Source organism: Gordonia sp. WA4-43, from assembly GCF_020520305.1.
Taxonomy (GTDB): Bacteria; Actinomycetota; Actinomycetes; order Mycobacteriales; family Mycobacteriaceae; genus Gordonia; species Gordonia hongkongensis.
Genome location: NZ_CP084736.1, coordinates 4,999,964 through 5,026,439, shown reverse-complemented (window position 1 = coordinate 5,026,439; position 26,476 = coordinate 4,999,964). Strand labels below are relative to the sequence as shown.

General features: G+C 68.1%; 24 protein-coding genes and 1 tRNA gene. 14 read left to right on the top strand and 11 right to left on the bottom strand.

What is annotated here, in order from left to right:
* Window positions 1-39 precede the first annotated feature (39 nt).
* The 3 genes from LEL84_RS22760 to LEL84_RS22750 are packed head-to-tail and all read left to right on the top strand — an operon-like array spanning window position 40 to window position 3,591.
* Complete coding sequence (locus tag LEL84_RS22760; RefSeq protein ID WP_226512824.1) at window positions 40-1,206, top strand: nitrate ABC transporter substrate-binding protein; 1,167 nt, start codon at window positions 40-42, stop codon at window positions 1,204-1,206.
* Window positions 1,207-1,246: 40 nt separating this feature from the next.
* Entirely contained in the window at window positions 1,247-2,260 is a 1,014-nt protein-coding gene (locus LEL84_RS22755) for an isopenicillin N synthase family dioxygenase (RefSeq protein ID WP_159370418.1), read from the top strand.
* On the top strand, window positions 2,257-3,591 hold the full coding sequence (locus tag LEL84_RS22750; RefSeq protein WP_226512823.1) for an amidohydrolase family protein: 1,335 nt from the start codon (window positions 2,257-2,259) through the stop codon (window positions 3,589-3,591). The genes LEL84_RS22755 and LEL84_RS22750 overlap by 4 nt, the downstream gene beginning before the upstream one ends.
* 92 nt (window positions 3,592-3,683) lie before the next feature.
* Here the strand turns inward: LEL84_RS22750 and LEL84_RS22745 are convergent, their stop codons facing one another.
* Entirely contained in the window at window positions 3,684-4,592 is a 909-nt protein-coding gene (locus LEL84_RS22745) for a MazG family protein (RefSeq protein ID WP_226512822.1), read from the bottom strand.
* Window positions 4,589-8,170: a transcription-repair coupling factor gene (gene mfd / locus LEL84_RS22740; RefSeq protein WP_226512821.1), complete on the bottom strand. Its 3,582-nt coding sequence runs from the start codon at window positions 8,168-8,170 to the stop codon at window positions 4,589-4,591. Before mfd ends, LEL84_RS22745 begins: the two co-directional genes overlap by 4 nt.
* Window positions 8,171-8,272: 102 nt before the next feature.
* Between mfd and LEL84_RS22735 the strand changes: the two genes are divergently transcribed.
* Window positions 8,273-8,845 carry a GNAT family N-acetyltransferase gene (locus LEL84_RS22735; protein ID WP_058250820.1) on the top strand — a complete coding sequence of 191 codons (573 nt, stop codon included), beginning with the start codon at window positions 8,273-8,275 and terminating at the stop codon, window positions 8,843-8,845.
* Window positions 8,846-8,879: 34 nt separating this feature from the next.
* Here the strand turns inward: LEL84_RS22735 and LEL84_RS22730 are convergent, their stop codons facing one another.
* The 3 genes from LEL84_RS22730 to LEL84_RS22720 form a co-directional block, all read right to left on the bottom strand.
* Window positions 8,880-10,463 carry a cation:proton antiporter family protein gene (locus LEL84_RS22730; RefSeq protein WP_226512820.1) on the bottom strand — a complete coding sequence of 528 codons (1,584 nt, stop codon included), beginning with the start codon at window positions 10,461-10,463 and terminating at the stop codon, window positions 8,880-8,882.
* Window positions 10,464-10,632: 169 nt separating this feature from the next.
* Window positions 10,633-11,334: a TetR/AcrR family transcriptional regulator gene (locus tag LEL84_RS22725; RefSeq protein WP_068971913.1), complete on the bottom strand. Its 702-nt coding sequence runs from the start codon at window positions 11,332-11,334 to the stop codon at window positions 10,633-10,635.
* A gap of 56 nt (window positions 11,335-11,390) precedes the next feature.
* A complete protein-coding gene (locus LEL84_RS22720; protein ID WP_226512819.1) occupies window positions 11,391-12,041 on the bottom strand; it encodes a vitamin K epoxide reductase family protein in 651 nt (216 codons plus the stop codon).
* Window positions 12,042-12,190: 149 nt separating this feature from the next.
* Here LEL84_RS22720 and LEL84_RS22715 point away from each other — a divergent pair, with 149 nt between their 5' ends.
* The 4 genes from LEL84_RS22715 to LEL84_RS22700 all read left to right on the top strand — a co-directional run bounded on the left by LEL84_RS22715 (window position 12,191) and on the right by LEL84_RS22700 (window position 16,027).
* Entirely contained in the window at window positions 12,191-12,835 is a 645-nt protein-coding gene (locus LEL84_RS22715) for an ABC transporter permease (protein ID WP_058250824.1), read from the top strand.
* Complete coding sequence (locus tag LEL84_RS22710) at window positions 12,832-14,166, top strand: ATP-binding cassette domain-containing protein (protein WP_226512818.1); 1,335 nt, start codon at window positions 12,832-12,834, stop codon at window positions 14,164-14,166. The genes LEL84_RS22715 and LEL84_RS22710 overlap by 4 nt, the downstream gene beginning before the upstream one ends.
* A complete protein-coding gene (locus LEL84_RS22705; RefSeq protein ID WP_058250826.1) occupies window positions 14,163-14,981 on the top strand; it encodes an ABC transporter permease in 819 nt (272 codons plus the stop codon). Before LEL84_RS22710 ends, LEL84_RS22705 begins: the two co-directional genes overlap by 4 nt.
* A gap of 110 nt (window positions 14,982-15,091) precedes the next feature.
* The gene (locus tag LEL84_RS22700; protein ID WP_078112134.1) at window positions 15,092-16,027 is read left to right on the top strand and encodes a glycine betaine ABC transporter substrate-binding protein; all 936 of its coding nucleotides are present in this window, start codon (window positions 15,092-15,094) and stop codon (window positions 16,025-16,027) included.
* 14 nt (window positions 16,028-16,041) lie between these two features.
* Here the strand turns inward: LEL84_RS22700 and LEL84_RS22695 are convergent, their stop codons facing one another.
* The 3 genes from LEL84_RS22695 to LEL84_RS22685 form a co-directional block, all read right to left on the bottom strand.
* Window positions 16,042-16,551 (bottom strand): pyridoxamine 5'-phosphate oxidase family protein, encoded by a 510-nt coding sequence (locus LEL84_RS22695; protein WP_226514394.1) that lies wholly within the window; start codon window positions 16,549-16,551, stop codon window positions 16,042-16,044.
* A gap of 76 nt (window positions 16,552-16,627) precedes the next feature.
* Window positions 16,628-16,822 (bottom strand): hypothetical protein, encoded by a 195-nt coding sequence (locus LEL84_RS22690; protein ID WP_137808838.1) that lies wholly within the window; start codon window positions 16,820-16,822, stop codon window positions 16,628-16,630.
* A gap of 1 nt (window position 16,823) precedes the next feature.
* Complete coding sequence (locus LEL84_RS22685; protein WP_165630288.1) at window positions 16,824-17,966, bottom strand: LLM class flavin-dependent oxidoreductase; 1,143 nt, start codon at window positions 17,964-17,966, stop codon at window positions 16,824-16,826.
* 187 nt (window positions 17,967-18,153) lie between these two features.
* On the opposite strand from LEL84_RS22685, the gene LEL84_RS22680 reads away from it, so the two are divergent.
* Entirely contained in the window at window positions 18,154-19,326 is a 1,173-nt protein-coding gene (locus LEL84_RS22680) for an LLM class flavin-dependent oxidoreductase (protein WP_226512817.1), read from the top strand.
* A complete protein-coding gene (locus LEL84_RS22675) occupies window positions 19,323-20,663 on the top strand; it encodes an NtaA/DmoA family FMN-dependent monooxygenase (protein ID WP_226512816.1) in 1,341 nt (446 codons plus the stop codon). Before LEL84_RS22680 ends, LEL84_RS22675 begins: the two co-directional genes overlap by 4 nt.
* Before the next feature lie 65 nt (window positions 20,664-20,728).
* Here LEL84_RS22675 and LEL84_RS22670 read toward each other — a convergent pair.
* A tRNA-Gln gene (locus LEL84_RS22670) sits at window positions 20,729-20,800 on the bottom strand.
* Between the two features lie 119 nt (window positions 20,801-20,919).
* Window positions 20,920-21,675: a 3-oxoacyl-ACP reductase FabG gene (fabG, locus tag LEL84_RS22665; protein WP_226512815.1), complete on the bottom strand. Its 756-nt coding sequence runs from the start codon at window positions 21,673-21,675 to the stop codon at window positions 20,920-20,922.
* Between the two features lie 316 nt (window positions 21,676-21,991).
* Here fabG and glmU point away from each other — a divergent pair, with 316 nt between their 5' ends.
* From glmU to arsC, 3 genes are all read left to right on the top strand, one after another.
* On the top strand, window positions 21,992-23,452 hold the full coding sequence (glmU, locus tag LEL84_RS22660) for a bifunctional UDP-N-acetylglucosamine diphosphorylase/glucosamine-1-phosphate N-acetyltransferase GlmU (RefSeq protein WP_226514393.1): 1,461 nt from the start codon (window positions 21,992-21,994) through the stop codon (window positions 23,450-23,452).
* A gap of 57 nt (window positions 23,453-23,509) precedes the next feature.
* Entirely contained in the window at window positions 23,510-24,487 is a 978-nt protein-coding gene (locus tag LEL84_RS22655; protein WP_004022643.1) for a ribose-phosphate diphosphokinase, read from the top strand.
* Between the two features lie 287 nt (window positions 24,488-24,774).
* Window positions 24,775-25,116, top strand: coding sequence for an arsenate reductase (glutaredoxin) (gene arsC / locus LEL84_RS22650; RefSeq protein WP_137808843.1), 342 nt, complete (start codon window positions 24,775-24,777; stop codon window positions 25,114-25,116).
* 24 nt (window positions 25,117-25,140) lie between these two features.
* Here the strand turns inward: arsC and LEL84_RS22645 are convergent, their stop codons facing one another.
* Complete coding sequence (locus tag LEL84_RS22645) at window positions 25,141-25,587, bottom strand: limonene-1,2-epoxide hydrolase family protein (RefSeq protein ID WP_137808844.1); 447 nt, start codon at window positions 25,585-25,587, stop codon at window positions 25,141-25,143.
* Window positions 25,588-25,825: 238 nt separating this feature from the next.
* Between LEL84_RS22645 and LEL84_RS22640 the strand changes: the two genes are divergently transcribed.
* Complete coding sequence (locus LEL84_RS22640; RefSeq protein WP_137808845.1) at window positions 25,826-26,473, top strand: 50S ribosomal protein L25/general stress protein Ctc; 648 nt, start codon at window positions 25,826-25,828, stop codon at window positions 26,471-26,473.
* The last annotated feature ends 3 nt before the right edge of the window (window positions 26,474-26,476 follow it).

Sequence of the window (26,476 nt, the reverse complement as noted above, 5' to 3'; positions counted from 1 at the left end):
CATGTCTACATGTAACTGTTGCAGTCTTTCTGCTATTAGATGACCCGCCTCCGCACGTCGCGTCTGGCCGTCGCCGCCACGGCGGCGACGATCTGCGCAGCGGTTCTCGCCGGCTGCTCGAGTTCCGGGTCCGACGACACCGCGTCGTCGAGCCTCCCCTCGGCGCCGGCCGAATCCACCCTCGCCGGAACCTGCCCCGACAACGCGGTGGTTCAACTGCAGTGGCAACCGCAGTCGGACATGGCCGGGGTCATCGGACTTCTCGGACCCGGGTACACCGTCGACACCGACAACAAGTCGGTCTCCGGCCCGCTCGTCTTCGACGGCATGGACACCGGCGTCGACATCACGCTGCGCGCCGGCGGACCGGCCATCGGATTCCAGTCGGTGCCCTCGGCCATGTACTCCGACGACTCCATCCACCTCGGTCTCGTCCACGGCGACCAGATGATCTCCGCCGCCAAGGACCAACGCGTGGTCGGTGTGACGCCCCTGCTGCAGTACAACCCCTCGATCATCATGTGGGACCCCGCAACCCACCCGGACGTGAAGACGATCGCCGACATCGGCCGATCCGACGCCAGCGTGGTGGTGTCGAAGGATCAGATCTTCCCGCAGTGGCTGGTCGCGAAGGGGCTGCTGCAGCAGGGTCAGCTCGACACCAGTTACGACGGCGCCCCGGCACGTTTCGTCGGCGACCCGTCGATCACCCAGCAGGGGTTCGCCAACTCCGAGCCCTACACCTACGAGAACGAGACCCCGTCGTGGAACAAGCCGGTCGCCTACGCGATGGTCAAGGACGCCGGGTACGACGTCTACGCGTCGAACGTCTCGGTCCGCGCCGGTGACGTCGAGGAGATGTCGCCGTGTCTGGAGAAGCTGGTCCCGATGATCCAGCAGACCGGTAAGGACTACGTGGCCTCGCCCGACGCGGTCAACGCCACCATCGTCAACTGGGTGTCCCAGGACGTCTCCTTCACCCCGTATTCAGCCGGGGAGGCGGCGTACTCGGCGGGCCTGCTGAAGGATCGCGCGGTCATCGCCCCGGGCGCGGACGGTGTCTACGGCAGCTACGACATGGTGAAGGCGCAGAACGTGATCAACGACCTCGTGCCGATCCTGAACGGCGGAGGCGCCGACCTGCCGGCCGCATTGCCCGCCGACCAGCTGTTCACGACCCAGTTCATCGATGAGCAGATCCGCTGACCCGACGCCCACGTCTTCCCCGACCACAGAGAGACACACGATGACAGAGACCACCACACCCCCATCGCCGGCCGCCTCGGCCGGCCTGACCGAGCTCGACCGGGAACGCCGGATGGGCGGGCTGGGGACCGAAACCACCGACCGCGAGATCCGCCGGATCAGTCTGGCCGATCTGGACAACCGCCGCGACGAGATCGCCGACCAACTCTGGTCGGCCGCAACCGACATCGGCTTCTTCCAGGTGATCGACCACGGCATCGACCTGGCCGCGGTGGACCACGCGTTCGAGATGTCCGCCCGGTTCTTCGCGCTCCCCCGTTCGATCAAGGAGCAGTATCCGCTCAAGAAGGGCCAGAACGCGGGCTGGGAGTACCGCACCCAGGTACGCCCGTCGATCGGCACACCGGACCAGAAGGAGTCCTACCAGTTCACCCGGCCCCGCATGGACGGACTGTGGCCGAGTGAGCGCGAGCTCGCCGGATTCCGCTCCACCATCGAGGATTTCGAGCACCGGTGCTGGTCGGTGGCGATGACCCTGCTCAGCTGTTTCGCCGAGCGTCTGGGTCTCGACCGCGACTTCTTCACCCGGGCGCACGACCCGACGGCGGACACCTACCAGAGCACCCTGCGGTTGCTGCACTACTACGCGTTCCCCGACGAACTGATCGACTCCGAGAACAGTTGGCGCGCCGGCGCACACACCGACTTCGACGCACTGACCCTGCTGTTCCAGCGGTCCGGTCAGGGAGGTCTGCAGGTGCTACCGGGAGCCGAGGCCGACGGTCAGGCCTGGACGTCGGTCGAGCCGTCCGACGACGCCATCACCTGCAACATCGGCGACATGCTGATGCGCTGGTCCGACGACCGACTGCCGTCGAACTTCCATCGGGTCCGGGCTCCCCGCCGAGGCGAGTACACCGGTCCGCGCTACACGCTCGCGTATTTCGCCCAAGCGAACTCCGACGTGCTGATCGAGAGCGCGGGCGGCACCTACCCGCCGATCACCGCCGCCGACTACCTCGCCCAGCGCATCGCCGCGAACTTCGCGAAGTGACCGACACATCATTGCCCGGGGCCGCCGTCACCGCGGCGGCCCCGGCCTTTCGCGACGTCACCGTCTACACGGCCGGGCAGTGGAAAGCCCATCACGACGTCCATGTCGTCGACGGGATCGTCACCGCGATCGCGCCCACCGACCGTCCGGGCGAAGATACCGGCGGCTACGTCATCCCCGGGTTCGTCAACACCCACACGCACCTCCAGCAGTCGCTCATGCGGGGAATCGCCGAATGCACACCGTTGCTCGAATGGTTGCTGGCCGTGGGCGAGGAATCGGTGGCGATCACACCCGAGCGGGCCTACCTCGCCGCTGTCTCGGCCTGCCTCGAACTGTTGCGATCGGGCACGACGACCGTCGTCGAACACATGTGGCCGAACCCGTCGCACGAGATCCATGACGCCGTCGTACGGGCACTGCGCGACACCGGAATCCGCGCAGTCCTCGGCCGCGGGGTCGCCGACCGGGCCGACCCGAGCCGCAAGTGGGGGTTCGAACCGCGGCTGATGCAACCCCTCGGCGAGGTCCTCGACCACGTCGACCATCTCCGCAACGAGGTTGCCGGGTCAGCGATCTCGATGGCCCTGGCGGTACCCAATCCGCGCTCGGTCACCGACGCCGGGATGCGGACGATCCGCGACTTCGCGCAGGAACGTGGACTGCCGGTCTCCATCCACCTGCTCGAGACCGGCACCGACGAGCAGATGTGTCGGCAGCACACCGGCTTCGGGGCCGTCGACCACCTCGACCGCAACGGCTTCCTGTGGGACCGCGTCCTCGCCGTCCATTGCGTCGAGCTCGACGACGCCGGCCAGCGCACCCTCGCCGCCCGGAAGGTTGCGGTGTCGCACAACCCGCTGTCGAACATGCGGCTCGGCAGCGGGGTGGCCCCGATCCCGGCGATGCTGGAGCGCGGCCTGGCGGTCGGGCTGGGCGTGGACGGCGCCGCCAGCAACGACACCCAGGACATGCTGGCGACGCTGCGCATCGCCGCTTACCTGCAACGTGCCGTCCACCGGCGTGCGGACCTGCTCGGGTTCCCCGAGATGCTCGACATCGCCTGCGGCGGCGCCAACTCCGCGCTCGGTCTGTCGCCGGTGACCGGCGGCGTGACGGTCGGGTCGCCCGCGGACCTCACCCTGGTGCGGTTCGATCGCGACTACGCCACCCTCCCCGTCCGGGATCCCGGCGCGTCGCTGCTCACCACCGGATCACGGTCCATCGTCGACACGGTGATGGTGGGTGGCGAGATCGTCGTCGAGGACGGACGCCACACGCGAATCGACGAGGCGGAGTTCACGAAACAGCTGGCCGCACTGTCCGTCTGAGCCTCGATCCGGTTCATCTCCCACACCTCGCGACAGTCGTCGCGTTTCGTTGCGTGGATCGCAACGAAACGCGACAACTGCGCGCTTGATGATCAGGCCGGGTTCTCGCCCAGCACGGCCGACCACGCCTCGGGCGAGTCGAGGGTGACGCCTCGCTCGGCCGCACGCGCTTCTGCCGCGTGCACGTCCGCCATCAACGCGAGCGCTCGGTCCCGCGCCTGCGCCTCGACGCTGTCGCCGCCGGCGACGACCGTCACGGTCAGGGTCTCCGCGGGGATGGTGTCGACGGGATAACCGGCCGCGGTGAGCCGTTCGAGGACCTTCTGCACCAGGGCGAGAGCGGGCTGGGTCGTGGCGACGCCGTCGAACACCGAGCCGCGGCGCTTCTCGGCCGCCTTGCGTTCCTCCCATTCCCGGATCTGGGTCTCCAGATCCGAGTGGGCGCCGGACAGCACACCGGGGGTCCGGCCGGTCACCTTCGACGTGAAACTCCGTGCGACGTCGTCGATGTCGAACGGCGACTCCGGGTCGTCGGCGGCGATGCGCGCGTGGAACAGCACCTGCAGCAGGAGGTCGCCGAGTTCTTCACGGAGCTCCACGGGGTCACCGGCCTCGATGGCGTCGAGCAACTCGTAGACTTCTTCGAGCAGGTAACGCCGCAACGAGTGGTGCGTCTGGGTGCTCTCCCACGGGCCGTTCCGACGCAATGTGTCCATCAACGCCACGGACTCGAGAAGCGCCATGCCGGAGACCGTCTGCGCCGCGATGACGTCTTCCCCGCGCGCGATTCGCGCCTGCACCAGCGGATGTTCGGGATCGGTACTGACGAGCACCGACCCCGGATCGACGGGTGCGTCGTCGAAGACGGGTTCGACGTGGTCGAACTCCCACAGCATCGCCGCGGGCACGTCCTCGGTGACCTGCACCGGCCCGGCGAGACATGAGCGTGCCCGAATGGGGATCAGATCCGGCCGTGCCGGGTCCAGCAGCACCACCGTCACGTGACCGGCTCCGGCCGCAGTTGGGTGAGGAAGGTCGTCAGATACTCGATCAGCTCGTCGTCGCGCAGGCGCGCCGACCCCACGCCTCCGGTGCGCGGGATGGGCAGCGTGACCACCGACGTCGTCGCCCGGTAGGTGGCCGACGAGTACAGGCGACGAAGACGTACCTGCTCGCTGTCGAGCAGCGACAGCGGCGAGATCTTCATTCCCTGTCCGGCGAGACCGATCTCGGTGATCCCCCGCTCCCGGCATCGCAAACGCAGCCGGGCGATGGATGCCAGCCGCGTGGTCTCCACCGGTGGTGGGCCGTAGCGGTCGTTGAGTTCGACGAGGACCGAGTCGACCGCGGCGTCGTCGGTCGCCGACGCGAGCTTGCGGTACGCCTCGAGACGCAGGCGGTCGGAATCGACGTACTCGACCGGGATGTGTGCGTCGACGGGGAGGTCGATGCGCACCTCGCCCGTCTCCCGGGATTCGACGGGCTTACCGTCCGCGGCCGCGCGGTAGGCCTCCACCGCCTCGCCGACCAGCCGGACGTAGAGATCGAAGCCGACGCCCGCGACGTGCCCGGACTGCTCGGCGCCCAACACGTTTCCGGCGCCGCGCAACTCGAGATCCTTCAGCGCCACCGCCATTCCCGCGCCGAGCTCGTTGTTCTGCGCGATCGTCGCCAGCCGGTCGTAGGCGGTCTCGGTCAGCGGCCGGTCGGGGCTGTAGAGCAGGTAGGCGTATCCACGCTCGCGGCTGCGACCGACGCGACCGCGCAGCTGATGTAGCTGCGAGAGGCCGAGGTTCTCGGCGCGGTCGACGATCAGGGTGTTGGCGTTCGAGATGTCCAGACCGGTCTCGATGATCGTCGTACAGACCAGCACGTCGTACTCGCGATTCCAGAATCCCGACACCGTGCGCTCGAGCTGATCCTCGCCCATCTGCCCATGTGCGACAACGACTCTCGCCTCCGGGACCATCGCCGCGATGTCCTTGGCCATCTTGTCGATGGTCGACACCCGGTTGTGCACGTAGAAGACCTGGCCGTCACGCAACAGCTCGCGGCGGATGGCGGCGGCGACCTGCTTGGGCGCGTAGGCGCCGACGTAGGTGAGCACCGGGTGCCGTTCCTCGGGCGGGGTCAGGATCGTCGACATCTCGCGAATCCCGGCCATCGACATCTCCAGCGTGCGCGGGATCGGGGTGGCCGACATCGTCAGCACGTCGACATGGGTGCGCAGCGACTTGATGTGTTCCTTGTGTTCCACACCGAACCGCTGCTCCTCGTCGACGATCACGAGTCCGAGGTCTTTCCAGACGATCCCGGTCTGCAGGAGGCGGTGGGTACCGATGACGACATCCACCTCGCCCTTGGACATCGCCTGGGTGATCTCGCGGGATTCCTTGGCGTCGGTGAACCGCGACAGGCCGCGCACCCGCACCGGGAATCCGCTCATCCGCTCGGTGAAGGTCTGCAGATGTTGTTGCGCCAGAATGGTCGTCGGGACGAGGACAGCGACCTGCTTGCCGTCCTGCACGGCCTTGAAGGCGGCGCGGACCGCGATCTCGGTCTTGCCGTAACCGACGTCGCCGACCACGACGCGGTCCATCGGCACCGCACGTTCCATGTCGGCCTTGACCTCGGCGATGACCGTGAGCTGATCCACGGTCTCGGTGAAGTCGAAGGCGTCTTCCATTTCCTGCTGCCACGGGGTGTCGGGACCGAATGCGTGTCCGGGCGCGGCGTGGCGGGCGGCATAGAGCTGTACGAGCTCGCCGGCGATCTCGCGAACAGCCTTGCGCGCCTTGCGTTTCGTGTTCTGCCAGTCCGACCCGCCGAGTTTCGACAGCGACGGTTGTTCGCCGCCGACGTACCGCGAGAGCTGGTCGAGTGCGTCCATCGGGACATACAACCGATCGGCCGGCTGGCCGCGTTTGCTCGAGGCGTACTCCAGGACGAGGTACTCGCGCCGGGCACCCGAGACGGTCCGCTCGATCATCTCGACGAACCGGCCGATGCCGTGCTGGTCGTGCACCACCAGGTCGCCGGCGGCCAGGGCGAGCGGGTCGACCTGGTTGCGCCGCTTCGCCGGCAGCCGGCGGCCGTCCCGGACGTTCGCGACCCGTGTACCGGTGAGGTCGGCCTCGGCGACCACCACGAGACCCGCGTCGGGACAGACGATCCCGGCACGCAGCGGCGCGCAGAAGACGGTCACCTCGCCGGGCTGCGGCCGATGCCCGGGTTCGGCGATCACGTAGGGCACCTCGGCGTCGGACAGTCGTTCGCCGACACGCTGCGCGGTGCCCTTGCCCGCCACCACGATCGCCGCCGTCTTGCCGTCGGAGACGTGGGCGCGCAACTGCGCGAACGTCGCCGCGATCTCGCGGTCGTCGCCCCGTGGCGCCGGGCCGGGAGCCAGGTCCAGTTCGAGTTCGTCACCGCTGCCGGTCGCGAGTGGACTCAGGGTCCACCAGGGCCGGCCGGCGGCGAGCGTCGCCTTCCGCACCTCGTCGAGAGAGCGGTACGCGCTGGCCTGCAGGTCGATGCCGAGGCTCTCCGACGACCGGCCGTCGATCGGCGCCGAGGCGCCCATGGCGGCGGCGGTCCACGACGCCTCGAGGAATTCCGCACCCGTCTTCGACAGATCGGAGGCCCGGGTCCGCACCTTCTCCGGGTCGAGGATGAGGACCCGTGTGCCGTCGGGGATCACCTCGGTCAGCAACTGCATGTCGCCGTCGACGAGCGCGGGGATCAGCGCCTCCATCCCCTCCACCGGGATGCCCTCGGCGAGTTTGCCCAACATCTCGGTCATGGTCGTGTCGCCCGGATCGGCGGCCGCGAGATCGGCGGCCCGCGCACGGACCTTCTCGGTCAGGAGCAGTTCACGGCACGGGTGAATCCGCACCTCGCTGGTCTCGACCTCGGGCTGGCTGCGCTGGTCGGCCACCGAGAACGCACGCATCTCGGTGATCTCGTCGCCCCAGAACTCCACGCGCACCGGATGATCGGCGGTCGTCGGAAAGACGTCGAGGATGCCGCCGCGTACCGCGAACTCGCCGCGTCGGCCGACCATGTCGACGCGCTCATAGGCCATCTCGACCAACTGGGACAGCAGTGCGTCGAAGTCGACCTCGATGCCCTCACGCAGGGTCACCGTGGCGACGTCGGCGAGGCCCGGTGCCATCGGCTGGACGAGCGAGCGAACAGTGGTCACGACGACCCGCAGCGGGGTGTCGCCGGGGTTCGCCAGGCGGTGCAGCACGGCCAGTCGCTGTCCGACGGTGTCCGCACTCGGGGAGAGCCGCTCGTGCGGCAGCGTCTCCCAGGACGGGAACTGTGCGACGGCCCCGGCGTCGTCGAGGAGTTCGCCCAGCTCGGCCGTCAGATCGTCGGCCTCGCGGCCGTTGGCCGACACGACCAACAGCGGCGCCTGCGCATCGGTGACCAGGCACGAGACGAGGAAGGGGCGCGCGGCATCCGGCGCGGTGATGTCCAGTCGGCGCTCGTCGCGGTGCTTGTGCACCTCGCGGAAGGACTTGTCCGCACACGCGAGTGTGGCCAGACCGGACAGGGCAGACAGCGTCGACACTCCGTCGATTGTATGGGTCGCCGATCGGCCCGCCCTGCCCGGTCGGCGGACTCGTCCCGACGGAGTTCTCGCCGTCGGCGCCCCTGCCCTACTCTCATCGGCATGAGCGACCGCACCTCCGGCGCGACCTCGCCCCCGATCCGCGTGTCAGACGCGACGATCGACGATTGCGAGGCCGTCGCGGACATCTACGCGCACTACGTGCAGCACACCGTCGCGACCTTCGACTACCTGGTTCCGTCGGTCTCGCAGTGGCATGCCAAGCACGCCGCGATCACCGCTGCGGGCCGGCCGTTCGTGGTGGCCCGCGCGGTCGACGACGGGGTCGAGCACGTCGTCGGATACGCCTACCTGGGGACGTTCCGGACGATGCCCGCGTACGACCTGTCGACCGAGGACTCGATCTACGTGCGGCCCGGTCACGGGGGGCGCGGGATCGGCACCGCGTTGATGTCCGCGCTGCTCGCCCGCGCCGACCCGGACAACGTCCGCCAGATCGTCGCGGTCATCGCCGCGACCGGAGGTGAGGGCTCGATCGCATTGCACCGGCGGTTCGGATTCGACGAGGTGGGTCGCCTGCGCGCCATCGGTCACAAGGCCGAGCAGTGGATCGACTGCGTCTACATGCAGAAGGACCTCTGGAACGGCGACGATGCTCCCGTCGCGGGCGCCTGACCGGCCTGGCCACCGGGTCGGGGTCAGCCGTCGCTCAGCGTTCCAGACCCGCGGCCTCGGCAGCCGCGTCGGCCAATCCGACGCCGGTGCCCTCGTAGATGTGGAACGCCACATCGGCCCCTCGCTGGAGTAACTCGTCGCGTTCGTCGTCGTACTGCGCGACGACGGCGATGGTCCCCGTGACGCCGAGCTCCTCGATCCGTTCGAGCGCCACGAGATTCGAGCCGTGGAAGGGCATGGCCAGGACGAGCAGTTCGAGGTCGCCGACGCCGACGGCCCGGTCCCAGAAATCGGTCTCGGTGGCGTCGGCGTCGAGTACCCGGACACCCTGCTCGGCCAGTTCGCTCGCCTTGAGCGGGTCGTTCTCCACGCCGATCACGGGCAGGCCGTATTCGTCGACCAGCCGGTCGTAGACCGAGTGGCCGACGCGACCCATCCCGAGGACGAGTACGCGCGCCGGCGCCAGCACGATCGGCGCGTCGTCGGGGTGCGCCCGGGCGGCGGCCGTGGTCGGGACGAACGCCGACAGCCGGGTCACCAGGCCCGTGCCGCGACGGTTGACGAGGGTGGAGAACACGAAGCTTCCCGCCACCGCGACCGATGTCACCACCAGCCAGTCCTCGCCGATGATGCCGGCCCCCACACCGGTCGCGATCACGATGAGCCCGAATTCCGAGAAGTTGGCCAGAGCGAGTCCGGTGAGGATCGACGTCCGGCGACGCAGGCCGAACAGCGAGAGGACCAGCGTGTACACCGCTCCCTCGAGCGGCAGCAGGATGAGCAGGAGCAGGCCGAGCAGCACGGTCTCGGTCGTCGGTGTGACGTGCAGGCCGATCGACACGAAGAAACCGACCAACAGCAGCTCACGCAAACCGAACAACGTCCGCGACAACTCCCCCGCACGCGGGTGCGAAGCGAGGAGGACGCCGATGATCATCGCGCCGAAGTCGCCCTTGACACCCACGGATTCGAAGAGCCAGTAGCCGGGTACGAGCGCCATGACGATCCCGAACAACGTCTGCAACTCGCCGTGGCCGAGGGTGTTCCACAACCGCCGGACGATCCACGCGCCGGGGATCAGCAACACCAGGGCCAGCGCCCAGGGGCTCGGCGGCTCGCCCTGCATGGCGGTCAGATAGACGACGGCGACGATGTCCTGCAGCACGAGGACGCCGATGGCGATCCGGCCGTAGAGGGAATGCGACTCCGACCGCTCGTCGAGTACCTGGACGACGAACACCGTGCTCGAGAAGGACAGCGCAAATCCCAACAGCGCCACCGTCTCCCAGCCCTCGCCGGCGAGCAGCCGCACCCCGATGGCACCCAGGACGCCGAGGAAACCCATTGTGAGACCGAGGATGACGAGCAGGTTCACCGCCGTGGTGATGACGACCTCGCGCCGGAGCAGCATCCGCACGTCGAGCTTGAGCCCGATCGTGAACAACAGGATCGTGACGCCCAGTTCGGCCATCGTGTCGATGATCGGCAGTTCGTCGATTCCCGGTGCGTGCAGGATGAACCCGGCGGCGAGGTAGCCGACGAGGGTCGGCAGGCGGGCCACACGCGCGAGGAACCCGCACCCGAAGATGACGACCAGGTAGATGCCGACGGTCTCCACGCGCGGCGCCTCAGCGGGATGCGATGGCCGGCCGGCCGGCGCCGTGCGGGGTCGACATCGGTTGATCCTTCCGGCCGGGGGACGCAGAGTGAATCAACAATAGACGCGGTTGGGGCACACTGCCGTGCACCTCGGGTCGGGTGTGGGCCGGGACGCGAGCGGCCCCCGGTCAGGCGTCGTCGACGGTGGTCCGCTTGCGCGATTCGACGTAGTCGGGCCCGACGAGTTCGGGATCGGGTTCGAGTCGGGTGAGCCCGTTCCAGCACAGGTTGACCAGGTGCGCCGCCACGACCTCCTTCGACGGTTCGCGGACGTCGAGCCACCACTGCGCCGTCACCGACACCATCCCGACGAGCGCCTGGGCGTAGAGCGGTGCGAGGGCGGGATCGAAGCCGCGTCGTTCGAAGTCCCCGGCCAGGATGTGCTCGACCTGACTGATCGCGTCGTTCAGGAGACTCGAGTAGGTCGCCGTCTCGTCCGTGCTCGCGGTGCTGTCGCCGCGGACCAGGATGCGGAAGCCGTCGGTGCGCTCCTCCATGTACGTCAGCAGCGCGAGTGCGACCTGCTGGATGCGATAGAGCGAGCGGTTCTTCGACAGCGACGAGGTCACCATCTCCAGCAGGGTCTCCATCTCACGGTCGACGACCACCGCGTACAGACCTTCTTTGCCGCCGAAGTGCTCGTAGACGATCGGTTTCGAGACACCGGCGCGCTGCGCGATCTCTTCGATCGACGTGCCCTCGAAACCCCGTTCGGCGAACAGCCCGCGCGCCACCTCGATGAGCTGCAATCGCCGTTGCGCGCCGGTCATCCGCGCCCGCGGCGCGCGCTGCACCTCCGCCGAACCCTCCGATGGACGCCCGATAGCCATGGGCCCAGCGTAGTGGTGCACCTCGGGAGATTCCGAGCGGTCGCGCGAGGTCGGGTTCAGTAGAGGCTCGACCAGTACGACCAGAACCGCACCGCGATCAGCACGATCACGAGGCCGACCGCCGCGACGAGGATGGGGGCGTGGTTCCGGGCCAGCGCAAGCGCGACACGGGACCGCGAGGTGAGACCGCTCGCGTGCGCGTTACGCACGCTGACGAGGACGAAGATCGGCAGTGTGACCGCCCAGACGACCATGCAGTACGGACACAGCGCCCCGATCGAGTAGAGGCTCGAATAGATCAGCCACCCGATGAAGACCATCGCCGCGGTGACCCCGACCTGTAGCCCCGCCCAGTACCAGCCGGCGAGGCGCGCCCCGGCCAGCAAGGCCATCCCGGTGGTGATCGCGACCGCGAAACCGGCGATCCCGAGCAGCGGGTTGGGGAAACCGAAGAGCGCCGCCTGCGGCTGCGCCATCACCGAACCACAGCTCAGCACCGGGTTGAAGTTGCAGGACGGCACGTACTCGGGGTCGGCTGCCAGTTCGAATCGTTCCACGGTCAGCACGAACGCCGCGACGAAGCCGATGGCCCCGCCGACACTCAGCACCCAGGCGACGATGCGCGTCCAGGAACGCACGGCCTCGGCCAGGTGGGCCCGATCGTCGTCGGGTCCGACCTCCGAGCTGGTCAGCGCAGTCTCACTCACCCATCCAGGATGGCACCGCGTCGAGCGGAGATCGACCCACGCCGCGTGAAAGTCACACTGGATCGGTCCAAATGTCGGCAGTCTCGTTCAACTCTGCGTAATGTCGACGCAGACACCGGGGGTGGGACACCGGGGATGGGACACCGACAGTGCAATTGTGGGATTACCTCAGCGAGAACGCCCGATCACTCACTTTTCTGACCTATCAACACGCGTCGCTGTCGTTCCAGACAGTGCTCGTGGGTACCGCCGTGGCGATCCTCATCGCCGCCGTGGTCTATCGCCTCCCGCTCGCCAGCGCGCTGACGCTGACGTCGAGCCGTGTGGCGCTGACCATTCCGTCGCTTGCCCTCCTGGCCCTGTTGATCGTGCCGTTCGGACTCGGTGTGACGCCGTCGTTTCTGATGCTGGCCTTCTTCGCCACGCTGCCGGTGATCGGCAACGCGGTCGTCGGCCTACGGTCCGTGCCGCCGGCCGTGGTCGAATCCGCCCGCGGCATCGGGCTTTCGAGATGGCGCATCCTGCTCACCGTCGAGTTGCCGATCGCCTGGCCGGTGATCCTGACCGGCATCCGCGTGTCGACCCAGATGATCGTCGGTGTCGCCGCGATCGTCGCCTACGTCCTCGGCCCCGGCCTGGGATCGCTGATCTTCAACGGGCTTTCCCGCCTCGGTGGTGCCAATGCACTCGAAATGGCGCTCGCCGGAACGATCCTGATCGTCATCATCGCCCTCGTCTTCGACGCTCTCCTGGTTCTGCTCGGCCGACTCACCATCTCCAAGGGACTCTCATGACCGACTCCGCCACCTCGTCCGCGCCGAACGGCAACAACCGCAACGTCACCGGGGAGTCCATCCGCCTCGACGGCGTGGCCAAACGTTACCGCGGAGCCACCACGCCGGCCGTCGCCCGTCTCGACCTGGAGATCGACGCCGGTGACATCGTCGCCTTCGTCGGCCCGTCCGGATGTGGCAAGACGACGACGCTGAAGATGATCAACCGCCTCATCGAACCCACCGAGGGGCGCATCTACATCGGCGGACGCGACGTCACCGCGGAGAACCCGGACAAGCTGCGGCAGTCCATCGGCTACGTCATCCAGTCCGGCGGACTCTTCCCGCACTGGTCGGTGAGCAAGAACATCGGCGCCATCCCGCGAATCCTGAACTGGGACAAGAAACGTATCGCCGAGCGCACCGAGTACCTGCTCGACCTCGTCGGACTCGACGCCGCGACCTTCGCCGACCGGCTCCCCAAGGACATGTCCGGCGGCCAGCAGCAGCGGGTCGGCGTCGCACGCGCCCTCGCCGCCGATCCCCCGGTGCTGCTGATGGACGAGCCGTTCGGCGCCGTCGATCCGATCACCCGAGCACGCCTGCAGGACAAGCTGATCGCGATCCAGCACGAGCTGGCCAAGACCATCGTCATCGTCACCCACGACTTCGAGGAGGCGACCAAACTCGGCGACAAGGTGTTGATCCTCTCCGAGGGCGGGCACATCGAACAGTTCGCGCCGCCGGAGGAGATCCTGGCCAATCCGGCGAGCCCGTTCGTCGAGGAGTTCGTGGGATCGGGCGCGACTCTCGCCCACCTGACCCTCACCCGCGTCCGCGATGTCGACTTCAAAGAGGTGATCACCGCCCGGGTCGGAGAACCGTCCGGTGCCGTGGTGACCCGCGCGAAGGCGGCCGGCGAGGACTGGGTCGCCGTCGTCGACCAACACGGCCGCCCACGCGCATGGCCGTCGATCGAGGAGATCCGCGCCAAGCCGGAGGTCTCCGACTACCTCGACCATCGCCTCCCCGTCGTGGCCAAGTCCTCCACACTGAACGACGCTCTCGACTCGATGCTCGCGACGAGCCAGGGTGGTGTGCTCGTCACCGACGGACGCGGCGCGGTCGTCGGTGCGCTGAACATCGCCTCGGTGATGGAAGCGATCCGCGGCCAACTCGCGACGGTGCGGGAAGACGACGACCACGGCGGCTATCTCGACCACGCCGAGGGATCTGCTCCCGTCGAGACCCCGGTCGTCGCGGCCGACGACGAGCCCGGCCTGGAACCTGCCGCAGGCGCCGGTTCCGCGACGGCGCCGGTGGGCACGCCCGAGACGAGCGCCGAGCGGTGACGGGTTTCATCGCCGAAGAGGCGAGGATCACCGAGACCGCGAAACCGCCTGCCCCGGAGTCGGTCCCGAGCGGCTTTCGACGACGGCTCTCCCGTATCCCCATCGACGTGTGGTTCGAACCGCTCGTGATCGTGGTCGTCGGGGTGGGTTTCGCCATCTGGTACGCGAACACCACGTTCACCACCACCGAGAGCGCGTCGATGTCGTGGGCCGCGCTGCGCGCCACCATCCTCGATCACATCCAACTGACTCTCGTCGCCACCGTCATCGTCGTCGTGATCGCGATCCCACTGGGTATCGCGCTCACCCGGCCGTCGCTCCGGTGGCTGAACCCGATCGCGGTGAACATCGCCAACATCGGGCAGGCGGCGCCGGCGATCGGTCTGCTGGTGCTGTTCACCTTCTGGCTCGGGACCGGTTTCAACACCGCCGTCGTCGGCCTGGTCGTCTACGCGGTGCTCCCGATCCTGCAGAACACCATCGTCGGATTGCGTCAGGTCGATCAACGGACCGTCGAGGCATCGCGGGGCATCGGCCTGTCCGCCGTCCGCACCCTCGTCCAGGTCGAACTCCCGCTCGCGGTACCCGTCATCCTCAACGGGGTGCGGACCGCACTGGTGATCCTGGTCGGCACCGCCACCCTCAGCACGTTCATCGGCGCGAACAGCCTGGGCACCCTCATCACCACCGGCATCACACTGTTCCTGCCCAAGCTGCTGGTCTCGGGCGCGATCCTGGTCGCGCTGCTCGCCATGACGATCGACTGGCTCGGGCGCCTCGTCGAACTCGTCGCGACACCACGGGGGATCGCATGATGACACGGTCGCAGTCGGCCCGCTCGCTGCGCTCCCGGCGCCGGTCACATTCGGCCCGCTCGCTGCGCTCCCGGGCACTCGCGATCCTGGCCGCGTCGGCGGCCCTCGTGATGACGCTGTCTGCGTGTGGTCTGGTGAGTTCGTCCGGAACCTTCCGTCCCGCTTCCCTTCCCGGCGGCGAACGCCCGCTGGAGGGCACGTCGGTCGCCGTGACGTCGAAGAACTTCACCGAACAGGTCCTGCTCGGCAAGATCACCGCGACCTATCTGGCAGCGGCCGGGGCCGACGTCGACGACCTCACCAACGCACCGGGATCGATGTCCTCGCGGCAGGCGGTTCTCAACGGCGACGCCGACATCGTGTGGGAGTACACGGGCACGGCCTGGCAGACCTATCTCGGTGAGACGGAGACCATCGCGGATCCGCAGCAGCTGTACGAGCGCGTCCGTGACGCCGAACGCGCCAACGGTGTCGAGTGGCTACCGCCTTCGTCGTTCAACAACACCTACGCCTTCGCCGCTTCGGCACCGACGGCCGAGCGGTTGAACGTCACCAAGATGTCCGACATCGCGAAGCTGCCCGAATCCGAGCGGACGTTCTGCATCAACGACGAGTTCCTCTCGCGCGCCGATGGATTCATCCCCATGCTGGAGGCTTACGACATCCCGCTCGACGCCCCCGGCGGCGTGCCCAAGAGCAACGTGACGACCATGGACTCCGGCGTCGTCTACACCTCGACCGCACGGAGCGAACCCTGCAACTTCGGCATGGTCTACTCCACCGACGGCCGGATCAAGAACCTCGACCTCGTCGTCCTTGAAGACGACAAGAAGTTCTTCCTGCCCTACAGCGGCTGCCTCGTGGTGAGCACCGGCGTCAACGACGCCAACCCGGAAATCGCCGAACTCATGGCTCCCGTGTCGGCGAAACTCACCGACGAGCTCATGCAGGAACTCAACGGACTCATCGACATCGACGGCGCCGACCCCTCCGACGTCGCCTACGACTGGCTCGTGAAAGAAGGCTTCATCGTCCCGGTCGACTGACCGTCGACTCACAGTCAATGAGACTGGTTCGGTGCGTAGACCGTCATCCAATGCGGGTGCAGGCGAAAGTAGATGACCTCGACGTCCCAGTCGAACGCATCGTCGCCGTAGATCGTCTTGAAGTGGGCCACCAACTCGGGCCAGTCATCGGCGCGGTCGCCGTCGAGCGGATTGAGGATCTCGACCGTCCCGTGCGTGAACACCCCGAGCTCCTCGCCCTGGATGTGAGCCGCGCTGGCGGCCGGACGGGCGGCGAGGTGCCGAGCCTTCGCAGCAGTGCGCGCCGTGCCGAAGACCCACTTCCCATGCAGAAAATGCCCGTCGACGGCGCTGATCCGCGGCTCGCCCGCCGCGGTGACGGTCGAGAGCGCGAGAACACGCATGCCCGCCAGTATCTCGACCAATTGCGGTGCATCGACCGTGTTCTCGCTGCTGATGATGGACCGCAGATGATCTGTGGATCGGGACAGAGACGCGTCGAGAAGGGTCTGCAGTTCTTGTAGTTCATCCGGGGTCTCGTACATGGTGGACGTCCTCGTTGGCTGCTCGTCGGCGACGACCGTCGTCACCGGAGAACCTCATGGTGCCACCGGGACCCGGTTATGAGACCTTTCCGCGGCCGACCGTTCTTGCTGACTCCAACGGGAGACCCAGGGGCGGTGCCTCCGGATGCAGCGCCGCACACACGGCGAGTAAATCCACGTCGACGCGACGCCGGATGCCGGTGAACAACACCCTCAACGACGACCGCACACCGGCGCGTCGTCCGAAACCCTCTGCCGCGTAGCCGGTCATCTCACTTCCCTCGCAATCCCCATGCGGCCGCCAGCAACTCATGCGACGCCAGCCGGTGGTCGAAGTCGTGGGTGACGCTGGTGACGAGCAGTTCGTCGGCGCCGGTCACCCGCACGAGGGTGCGCAGCCCGTCCACCACGGTGTCGGGGTCGCCGACGAACTGGGTGCGCACGCGATCGTCGACCAGCGGGAGCGCGTCATCGTCGAGCGGACGCGACGTGTCAGGGTCCGGGTACGGTTGCGCGCCGGCTCCGCTACGGATGCCGTACACCCAGTGTCCGTAGGTGGATGCACGGTGCCGTGCGGTCGATTCATCCGCGGCGACAACGACATCCGCGGAGACGACCACATACGGCTCGGCCAGGACCGGCGACGGCCGGAACGCACTTCGGTACGCCTCGACGGCCTCCAGGACCGTGCTCGGGCTGACGTGATAATTGGCGACGAACGGCAACCCGCGCGCACCTGCGGTCTGGGCACTCTGCCCCTTGCTGCTCCCGAAGATCCAGACCGCCACGTCGGCGCCCTGCCCCGGCACCGCGGTCAGTTCGACGTCGCGGTGACTGAACCCGCCCGCCAGGAGCGCCAGGACATCACCGACGGCGTCGTCGAAGTCCGGCGGCGACGCACCGTCGAACTGCGAGGCGTCGAACGCGGCGACGACCCGCGGTGCGTTCAGGATCGACTCGACGGGGAACGGCGACGGTATGAGCAGGCCGTCGACGACCTCGTCGGGCTGCCGGGGTGCGGGCTCGCGGGGTGCGGATTTCCGGTCGGCGGTCGCCAACTCGGTGCGACGCTGCGCGGAACGACCGAGACCCAGGTCCAGTCGGCCAGGGTGGAGCGCGTCGATGGTCCCGAAGGCCTCCACGATCGACACCGGGGTGTGCAGGCCGCTCTGGACCGCCGCCGATCCCACGCGGATGGACTCGGTCGCGCCGGCGATGAGTCCGATGAGCGTGGTCGTCGACGAGCTGGCCACTGCCACGAAGTGATGCTCGGCGAGCCAGAAGCGGTGATATCCCAGACGTTCGGCGTGCCGGGCCAAGGCAACGCTGCGGCGCACCGCCGTCGCCGCGTCACTTCCCTCGGTGACCGGCGCGAGGTCGAGCACCGACAGCGGTATGGGTTCATGTCCCGTCATACCGCTCCCCGACCGTCTCGAGTCCTGTGCCGAACACACCTCATCCTGATCACCGAAGCGGCATCGGCGGGACATCGGAAGGGTTAGGCCCACGCCGATCCGATGACCGGGCCCTGGAATCCCGTGTCATGCCGCCACTGTTCGAGACGGAGACACACATCGACGACACGACTCGAGGGGAGACTCGATGACCGAACACGTACGCGTCGCCGTGGCGCTGGACGGTTGCGGGTCGCATCCGGGTGCGTGGCGTGCGCCCGGGGCCCGGGCAAACGCGCTCACGGCAGCGGCGCACTGGCAGCAACTGGTCGGCGAGGCCGAAGCCGGGCTCCTCGACTTCGTCACCCTCGCGGACACCTTCGCCCTGCATCGCGGGCACTCCCGCACCGACCGGGCGACGGGAGGACTCGACTCGGTACTGCTCGCCTCCCGTCTCGCTCCCACGACCCGTTCGATCGGGCTGATCCCGACGGCGACCGCCACCCACACCGAGCCGTTCCACGTCTCCAAGGCGATCGCGACCCTCGACTATGTGAGTCAGGGTCGCGCCGGGGTCCTGCTGCGTACGACCGCGGACCCGGACGAGGCCGCGCTGTTCGGCCGACGACGATTTCCCGACGATCCGGCGGTGCTCGCCGATCTCGCGTCCGAGGCCCTCGACTTCGCGACCGTGCTCGGTCTGCTCTGGGATTCGTGGGAGGACGACGCCGAGATCCGCGACGTCGCAACCGGTCGCTTCGTCGACCGGGACAAGCTGCACTACATCGACTTCGCCGGGGATCATTTCTCGGTGCGCGGCCCCGCCATCACGCCGCGCCCGCCGCAGGGCCGGCCGGTCATCGCCGCGACCGGCGCCCACCCCACCGATCTGCGGCTGATCGGTCGGGGCGCCGACCTCGGGTTCATCAGCCCGCGCGACGTCGACGACGCCGTGCGCGCGGTGGACGCCGTGGGCACCGCACACTCCGACGCCGGTCGCGAGATCACCGATCCAGCACTCCTGTTCGTCGACCTGTTCGTCGTGCTCGCCGCATCGGAGGCGGAGGCCGACGACCGTCGGGCGCGGCTCGACGACTTAGCCGATGGACCGTTCACGCCCGACAGCGCGGTCTTCACCGGCACACCGGTCGGGCTCGCGGACGAGATCGAGCGCTGGGCCGCGGTGGCAGGGATCAGCGGAATACGACTGCACCCGGCCGCCTTGCCCGAGGACCTGCGCGCAATCACCCGAGAGCTCGTACCGGAACTCCGGCGCCGCAACCTGTTCCGGGATGAGTACAGCCATTCGACGCTGCGCGGGCACCTCGGCCTGGCGCGCCCGTCCAATTGTTTCGCCACTGGAAAGGCCGGTGTCGTATGACCAAACAGGTCCATCTCGCCGCCCACTTCCCCGGGGTCAACAACACCACGGTGTGGAGCGACCCGGCGTCGGGCAGCCAGATCGAGTTCGACTCGTTCGTCCACCTCGCACAGACCGCCGAGCGCGGGAAGTTCGACTTCTTCTTCCTCGCCGAGGGACTGCGGCTCCGCGAGCAGAACGGGCTGATCTACGACCTCGACGTGGTCGGTCGACCGGACACCTTCACCGTGCTGTCGGCGTTGGCCGCGGTCACCACCCACCTCGGCCTGACCGGCACCATCAACTCGACCTTCAACGAACCCGTCGACGTCGCACGGCAATTCGCCACCCTCGATCATCTGTCCGCCGGACGCGCGGCCTGGAATGTGGTGACCTCGTGGGACGAGTTCACCGGCGAGAACTTCCGCCGTGGCGGCTACCTGCCCGAGGACCAACGGTACGCGCGCGCCAAGGAATTCCTCACCGCCGCCGCGACTCTCTGGGACTCGTGGCGCGACGATGACCTCGTCGCCGATGCCGAGAGCGGCCGGTTCCTGGCCCGTCACGAGGCGGGTGAATTCGAGTTCACCAGTTCACAGTTCGACATCCGCGGGCACTTCCCGACCCCCCGCCCGCCACAGGGCCGGCCGGTCATCTTCCAGGCCGGCGACTCCGACGAGGGCCGGGAGTTCGCGGCTGCGACCGCCGACGCCATCTTCTCCCGGCACGCCACCTACGACGCCGGCCAGGCGTTCTACACCGACGTCAAACGACGACTCGCCACGTACGGCCGACGCCCCGACCAACTCCTCGTGCTGCCCGCCGCCACCTTCGTCGTCGGCGACACCGACGCGCAGGCAGCCGAACTCGCCCACGAGGTGCGCCTGCAACAGGTCAGCGGGCAGACGGCGATCAAGTTCTTGGAACAGCTGTGGAATCGGGATCTGTCCGATCACGACCCCGACGGCCCGCTGCCGCAGGTGGATCCGATACCGGGAGAGAACACGGTCGCGAAGGGACGCGCGAGCGTGCGCATGCACCGTGACCCGGTCGCCGTGGCACGCGAATGGCGCGACCTCGCCGAGGCGAAGAACCTGACGACGCGTGAACTCATCATCGAGGTCACCGGGCGCCAGTCGTTCGTCGGCTCCCCACAGACGATCGCGCACACGATCAACGATTTCGTGCAGGCCGACGTCGCCGACGGTTTCATCCTGGTGCCCCACATCGTGCCCGGCGGACTCGACCGGTTCGTCGACGAGGTGGTGCCGGTGCTGCAGGAGCTGGGCGTGTATCGCACCGACTACGAGGGCACCACGCTCCGGGACAATCTGGGGCTGGCGCGCCCGGCGGGATGACCGTCGCCGGCCATCGGCGCTCGTCGTGGAACGTTCCGGGCCGCGACCGCGGCCCGACTCATGAGCTCCGCCACCAGGACTCGAACCTAGAATGCCTGAACCAAAATCAGGAGTGTTGCCGATTACACCATGGCGGATCACTGCGCTGACGATTGTGCCACAGCCCGAGGGCACTCACGCCAGGTGACCACTCGACGTCAACTCGACTCACAGACTTCGATCGAGGTCTGGGAGTCGAGTCGACGTCTGGGAGTGATCAGTCCTTGGGGCCGCCGGCCACGTAGACGACCTGCCCCGACACGAAGCCGGCACCTTCGCTGATGAAGAAAGACGCGGTGTGGGCGATGTCCTCGGGCACACCGACGCGGTTCACCGGGATCTGGCCGGCGGCGGCGCGCTTGAAGTCCTCGAAGGGCACGCCGATGCGCTCGGCGGTGGCGGCGGTCATCTCGGTCTCGATGAATCCGGGTGCGATGGCGTTGGCGGTCACGCCGAACCGTCCCAGCTCGATGGCGAGGGTCTTGGTGAAGCCCTGCATGCCGGCCTTGGCCGCCGAGTAGTTGACCTGTCCCCGGTTGCCGAGTGCCGAGGTGCTCGACAGGTTGACGATGCGTCCCCACTCCGCCTCGACCATGTACTTCTGGACGGCCTTGGTGACGTTGAACGCGCCCCGCAGGTGCACGGCCATGACGGCATCCCAGTCATCAACGGTCATCTTGAACAGCAGGTTGTCGCGGGTGATGCCGGCGTTGTTCACGACGACCGTCGGCTTTCCGAGTTCGGCGACGACCTTGTCCACCGCCGCGTTCACCGAGGCCTCGTCGGCGACGTCGGCACCCACCGCGATCGCCTTGCCACCGGCGTCGGTGATGGCCTCGACGGTGTCGGCGCAGGCGTCGGCGTCGAGGTCCAGGACAGCCACCGCGAGCCCGTCGTCGGCCAGGCGCTTGGCCACCGCCGCACCGATCCCCCGTGCGGCCCCGGTGACGATCGCCGTCTTCTGCGTGCTCATTCACTACCTCCGTGTGGTCGTTTCGCGAGCCGGACAACTCCGGCGCACATGGTTGGTTCCCCCGCACCCACCCTGTTCCGTCAGCGACAACGGCAATGATCTACCCATTGATCGCTCGGCGTTGCGGTCCCTATGTGTTCTATCAGGCCCGGTCGCGAGGTTTCGCCACAAACAGCGCGCTGCATTTCTGCCATCGGGTACCGATGCGTAGGATCGCACCCGACGTGCGACCGCGAACCCGGTCAGCGACCCCCGCCGGCGCCGTCGGACAGACATGATCGTGGCAGTCACCGATCAGGAAGAGGGTGGGCATTCGATGACGGGAACGTCGCCGTCCGTGGCCGTGATCGTCCTGGCCGCGGGTGCCGGTACCCGCATGAAGTCCAAGACCCCGAAGATCCTGCACACCATCGGCGGCCGCTCGCTCGTCGGCCACGCGCTCCACGGGACCGCGGGCATCGACCCCGAGCATCTCATCGCCGTCGTCAGCCACGAACGCGAACGGGTCTCGGCTGCCATCGGCGAGATCGGGGCAGGCCTCGGCGTCGAGATCGGGATCGCCGAACAGGACGCCCCCCGCGGGACCGGTGACGCCGCTCGGGTGGGACTCGGCGGACTCCCCGACGAGTTCGACGGCACCGTCGTCGTCACCGCTGCCGACGTCCCCCTCCTCGACGCCGACACCCTCCGCGCGCTCATCGACACCCATCTCGCCGACGGCGGGGCCGCGGTCACGCTGACGAGCTTCGTCGCCGACGACCCGACCGGATACGGACGCATCATCCGCGACGGGAAGGCCGTCACCGCGATCGTCGAACACAAGGACGCCTCCCCGGAGCAGCGCGCGATCACCGAGGTCAACGCCGGCGTCTACGCCTTCGACGCCGCTGCGCTGCGCGACGGGTTGTCGAAGCTGTCGACGGACAATGTGCAGGGCGAGTACTACCTCACCGACATCGTCGAGATCGCCCGCGGCGAGGGCCGGGCCGTCCGCGGACACACCGTCGCCGATCCGGTGCTCGTGGCCGGCTGCAACGACCGTGCCCAACTCGCCGCCCTGGGCGCCGAACTCAACCGCCGCATCATCCGTCGTCATCAACTCGACGGGGTGACCGTCGTCGACCCGGCCACCACCTGGATCGACACCGACGTCACCATCGAGCCCGACGCGCACATCGCGCCCGGCACACAGTTGCACGGGCGCACGCACATCGCCGCCGACGCCGTGATCGGACCCGACACCACTCTGACCGACGTCACCGTCGGACCCGGCGCGCAGGTGATCCGCACGCACGGCAGTGACGCGGTCATCGGCGCCGAGGCCACCGTCGGGCCCTTCGCCTACCTGCGACCGGGCACGGCCCTCGGAGACGCGGGCAAGATCGGCACCTTCGTCGAGACCAAGAACGCGACCATCGGTGCCGGGTCCAAGATCCCGCACCTCACCTACGTCGGCGACGCCACCATCGGCGAGCACTCCAACATCGGCGCGTCGAGCGTCTTCGTCAACTACGACGGGGTCGCCAAGCACCGCACCGTGATCGGCGACCACTGCCGCACCGGCTCGGACAACATGTTCGTCGCGCCGGTCAGCGTCGGCGACGGGGCATACACCGGCGCCGGAACCGTGGTGCGGCAAGATGTACCGCCGGGAGCCCTCGCGGTCTCGGCGGGCGAACAACGCGTCATCGAGGACTGGGTCGTGCGCAAGCGGCCCGACACCGCGGCGGCGCGCGCGGCCCTCGAGGCACGCGACAAGAACTCCGGGACGGCCTGACACCCCGACCCGAGCTCGACCCTGCAGATCCGAAACGACACGAACAGAAGAGTTTTCATGACCTGGACCACTGACAACCAGAAGAACCTGATGCTGTTCTCTGGTCGTGCCCATCCCGAACTCGCCGAAGCAGTCGCCGATGAACTGGGCATCAAGGTCACCCCGCAGACCGCCCGCGACTTCGCCAACGGCGAACTGTTCGTTCGTTTCGAGGACTCGGTCCGCGGATCGGACGCCTTCGTCCTGCAGAGCTGCCCGTACCCGCTGAACCAGTGGGTCATGGAGGCGCTCATCATGATCGACGCCCTCAAGCGCGGCTCGGCGAAGCGCATCAGCGTGATCCTGCCGTTCTACCCCTACGCCCGCCAGGACAAGAAGCACCGCGGACGTGAGCCGATCTCGGCCCGCCTCATCGCCGATCTGCTCAAGACCGCGGGCGCCGACCGGATCATCACCGTCGACCTGCACACCGACCAGATCCAGGGCTTCTTCGACGGCCCTGTCGATCACATGCACGCTCAGGGACAGCTCGCCGAGTACATCCGGGGCAAGTACGGCACCGACAACATCGCCGTGGTCTCCCCCGACTCCGGTCGCGTGCGTGTCGCCGAGAAGTGGGCCGACACCCTCGGTGGCGCGCCGCTGGCGTTCATCCACAAGACGCGTGACCCGCTCGTGCCCAACCAGGTCAAGTCCAATCGCGTGGTGGGCGAGGTCGAGGGACGCACCTGCATCCTCATCGACGACATGATCGACACCGGCGGCACCATCGCCGGCGCCGTGCGGGTCCTCAAGGACGCCGGCGCGGGCGACGTCATCATCGCCACCACTCACGGCGTGTTCTCCGATCCCGCGGCCGAGCGTCTCGCGTCCTGCGGCGCCAAGGAGGTCATCGCCACCGACACCCTGCCGATCCCGGCCGAGAAGCGCTTCGAGAACCTCACCGTCCTCTCCATCGCACCGCTGCTCGCGCAGACGATCCGCGAGGTCTTCGAGAACGGTTCTGTCACAAGCCTTTTCGACGGCATCGCCTGAGTGTCCCCGCTCCCTGAGGTGCGAGCGAAGCGAGCCCAACCACTGCTCCCTGAGGTGCGAGCGAAGCGAGCCTCCCCTGCTCCCTGAGGTGCGAGCGAAGCGAGCCTCGAAGGGCTCCGTAGCACGAGTCGCCAGCCCTTCGAGGCTCGTCGCTTGCGCTCCTCGCACCTCAGGGAGCAGAGGGATTGGCGCTCCTCAGGGAGCAGAGGGATTGGCGCTCCTCAGGGAGCAGAGGGATTGGCGCTCCTCAGGGAGCAGATTGCGCCCCGCCGGGTACCGTGTCACCCGTGGACGCGACGATCTATCACAACCCGAAGTGTTCGACCTCGCGGAAGGCGTTGCAGGCCCTGCGCGACGCCGGGATCGAGCCGGCAGTCGTGAAGTATCTCGACGAGCCGTACAGCCGCGAACAACTCGTCGAGCTGTTCGCCGACGCCGGGATCACACCTGCGCAGGCCGTCCGCAAACGCGAGGCCCTCTACAAGGAGCTCGATCTCGCATCGGCCACCGACGAGCAGATCCTCGACGCCATGGTCGAGCACCCGATCCTCGTCGAACGTCCGATCGTGGTGACCGACAAGGGCACTCGCATCCCCCGGCCCATCGAGAAGCTCGACGAGATCCTCTGACTCCGGGGCGCGGCAGCGCTCAGGTCAGGCCGACACGGCCGGCGCGGGCAGCGGCCGCTGCACCGACGGCACGGCCAGTGCCGCGACCCCGCGCACCAGTGCCTTGGTCATGTCGAAGTAGTCGAAGTAGTCGCGCCACACCGTGATCCGGCCCTCGCGTACCTCGAACCGGCCGCACACCCAGAACTGGAGATGCAGCCGACCGAATCGGAGTTCGTCGACCCGCTCGGTCAGCACCACACCGGCGTCGTCGGCGCTCACGTTGATCATCCGGTAGTTGAATCCCACCGAGTCCTTGCGCGCCACCCCGCCCAGGACACCGGCCACCTTTCGCTTGCCGCGGATCGTCGGCAGCGAGACGTTCGTGTAGGCGATGTCGTCGTCGATGGTCTCCAGTGCTGCGGGGACATCGCCCCGCGCGAACTCGGTCAGCAGGGTCGTCACGATCTCGATCGGCGTCTGTGAGGTCATGGCAGACCAGTATCCCCGAGCGCGGCGTCGGTAGCGGGCGATGTGACATCCCGGCTGGTCATCGACTACTCTGGTCGCCGTTGTCTCGGCGAGGGTGACCCAGTCACCGTGATCGGCGCGGCCATCGCAGTACTCCTCACGCCCTCGGGGCAGGTGGATGCCCGCGGTCGGAGCTCGTGTCCGGTGGTGCTCGTCGCGACGCCGACAGAACACACCCACCGATCGCGAGGAGACCGTCATGGCCACCCAGACCAGCAAGCTGTCCGTCAGCACCCGTACCGAGAAGGGCAAGGGCGCAGCCCGCCGCGCGCGTCGCGAGGGCAAGGTCCCCGCCGTGCTGTACGGCCACGGAACCGACCCGCAGCACCTGCACCTCCCGGCCCGTGAGTTCGCCGCCATCCTGCGTAACAGCGGCCTCAACGCCGTCATCGACCTCGACATCGAGGGCTCCAGCCAGCTCGCGCTCACCAAGCAGGTCGACGTCCACCCGATCCGCAACTACATCGAGCACGCCGATCTGCTGATCGTCCGTCGTGGCGAGAAGGTCACCGTCGAGATCGCGATCATCGTCGAGGGCGACGCCGCCCCGGGCACCCTCGTCGTCCAGGACGCCAGCGTCGTCGAGGTCGAGGCCGACGCCCTGTCGATCCCCGAGCAGATCGTCGTCAGCGTGGAGGGTGCCGAGATCGGCCTGTCCGTGCATGCCTCTGATCTGGACCTGCCCGAGGGTGTGACCCTCACCGCCGATCCCGAGACCCTCATCGTGTCGGTCACCGAGGCGCAGCTCGCCGCCACCGAGTCCGACGCCGACGGCTCGGCAGACGCCGCGGCCGAAGGCGACGCCGAGGGCGAGGCGACCGAGGAAGCCGCCGAGGAGTCGGAGTAATCC

Coding starts and splice junctions, on each gene's coding strand:
- LEL84_RS22695 (WP_226514394.1), bottom strand. CDS start 16,551: ATGTACGAGACCCCGGATGAACTACAAGAACTGCAGACCCTTCTCGAC.
- fabG (WP_226512815.1), bottom strand. CDS start 21,675: ATGAGCACGCAGAAGACGGCGATCGTCACCGGGGCCGCACGGGGGATC.
- LEL84_RS22725 (WP_068971913.1), bottom strand. CDS start 11,334: ATGGCTATCGGGCGTCCATCGGAGGGTTCGGCGGAGGTGCAGCGCGCG.
- LEL84_RS22755 (WP_159370418.1), top strand. CDS start 1,247: ATGACAGAGACCACCACACCCCCATCGCCGGCCGCCTCGGCCGGCCTG.
- LEL84_RS22680 (WP_226512817.1), top strand. CDS start 18,154: ATGACCGAACACGTACGCGTCGCCGTGGCGCTGGACGGTTGCGGGTCG.
- LEL84_RS22735 (WP_058250820.1), top strand. CDS start 8,273: ATGAGCGACCGCACCTCCGGCGCGACCTCGCCCCCGATCCGCGTGTCA.
- glmU (WP_226514393.1), top strand. CDS start 21,992: ATGACGGGAACGTCGCCGTCCGTGGCCGTGATCGTCCTGGCCGCGGGT.
- LEL84_RS22760 (WP_226512824.1), top strand. CDS start 40: ATGACCCGCCTCCGCACGTCGCGTCTGGCCGTCGCCGCCACGGCGGCG.
- LEL84_RS22690 (WP_137808838.1), bottom strand. CDS start 16,822: ATGACCGGCTACGCGGCAGAGGGTTTCGGACGACGCGCCGGTGTGCGG.
- LEL84_RS22640 (WP_137808845.1), top strand. CDS start 25,826: ATGGCCACCCAGACCAGCAAGCTGTCCGTCAGCACCCGTACCGAGAAG.
- LEL84_RS22700 (WP_078112134.1), top strand. CDS start 15,092: ATGACGCTGTCTGCGTGTGGTCTGGTGAGTTCGTCCGGAACCTTCCGT.
- LEL84_RS22675 (WP_226512816.1), top strand. CDS start 19,323: ATGACCAAACAGGTCCATCTCGCCGCCCACTTCCCCGGGGTCAACAAC.
- LEL84_RS22655 (WP_004022643.1), top strand. CDS start 23,510: ATGACCTGGACCACTGACAACCAGAAGAACCTGATGCTGTTCTCTGGT.
- LEL84_RS22645 (WP_137808844.1), bottom strand. CDS start 25,587: ATGACCTCACAGACGCCGATCGAGATCGTGACGACCCTGCTGACCGAG.
- LEL84_RS22710 (WP_226512818.1), top strand. CDS start 12,832: ATGACCGACTCCGCCACCTCGTCCGCGCCGAACGGCAACAACCGCAAC.
- LEL84_RS22685 (WP_165630288.1), bottom strand. CDS start 17,966: ATGACGGGACATGAACCCATACCGCTGTCGGTGCTCGACCTCGCGCCG.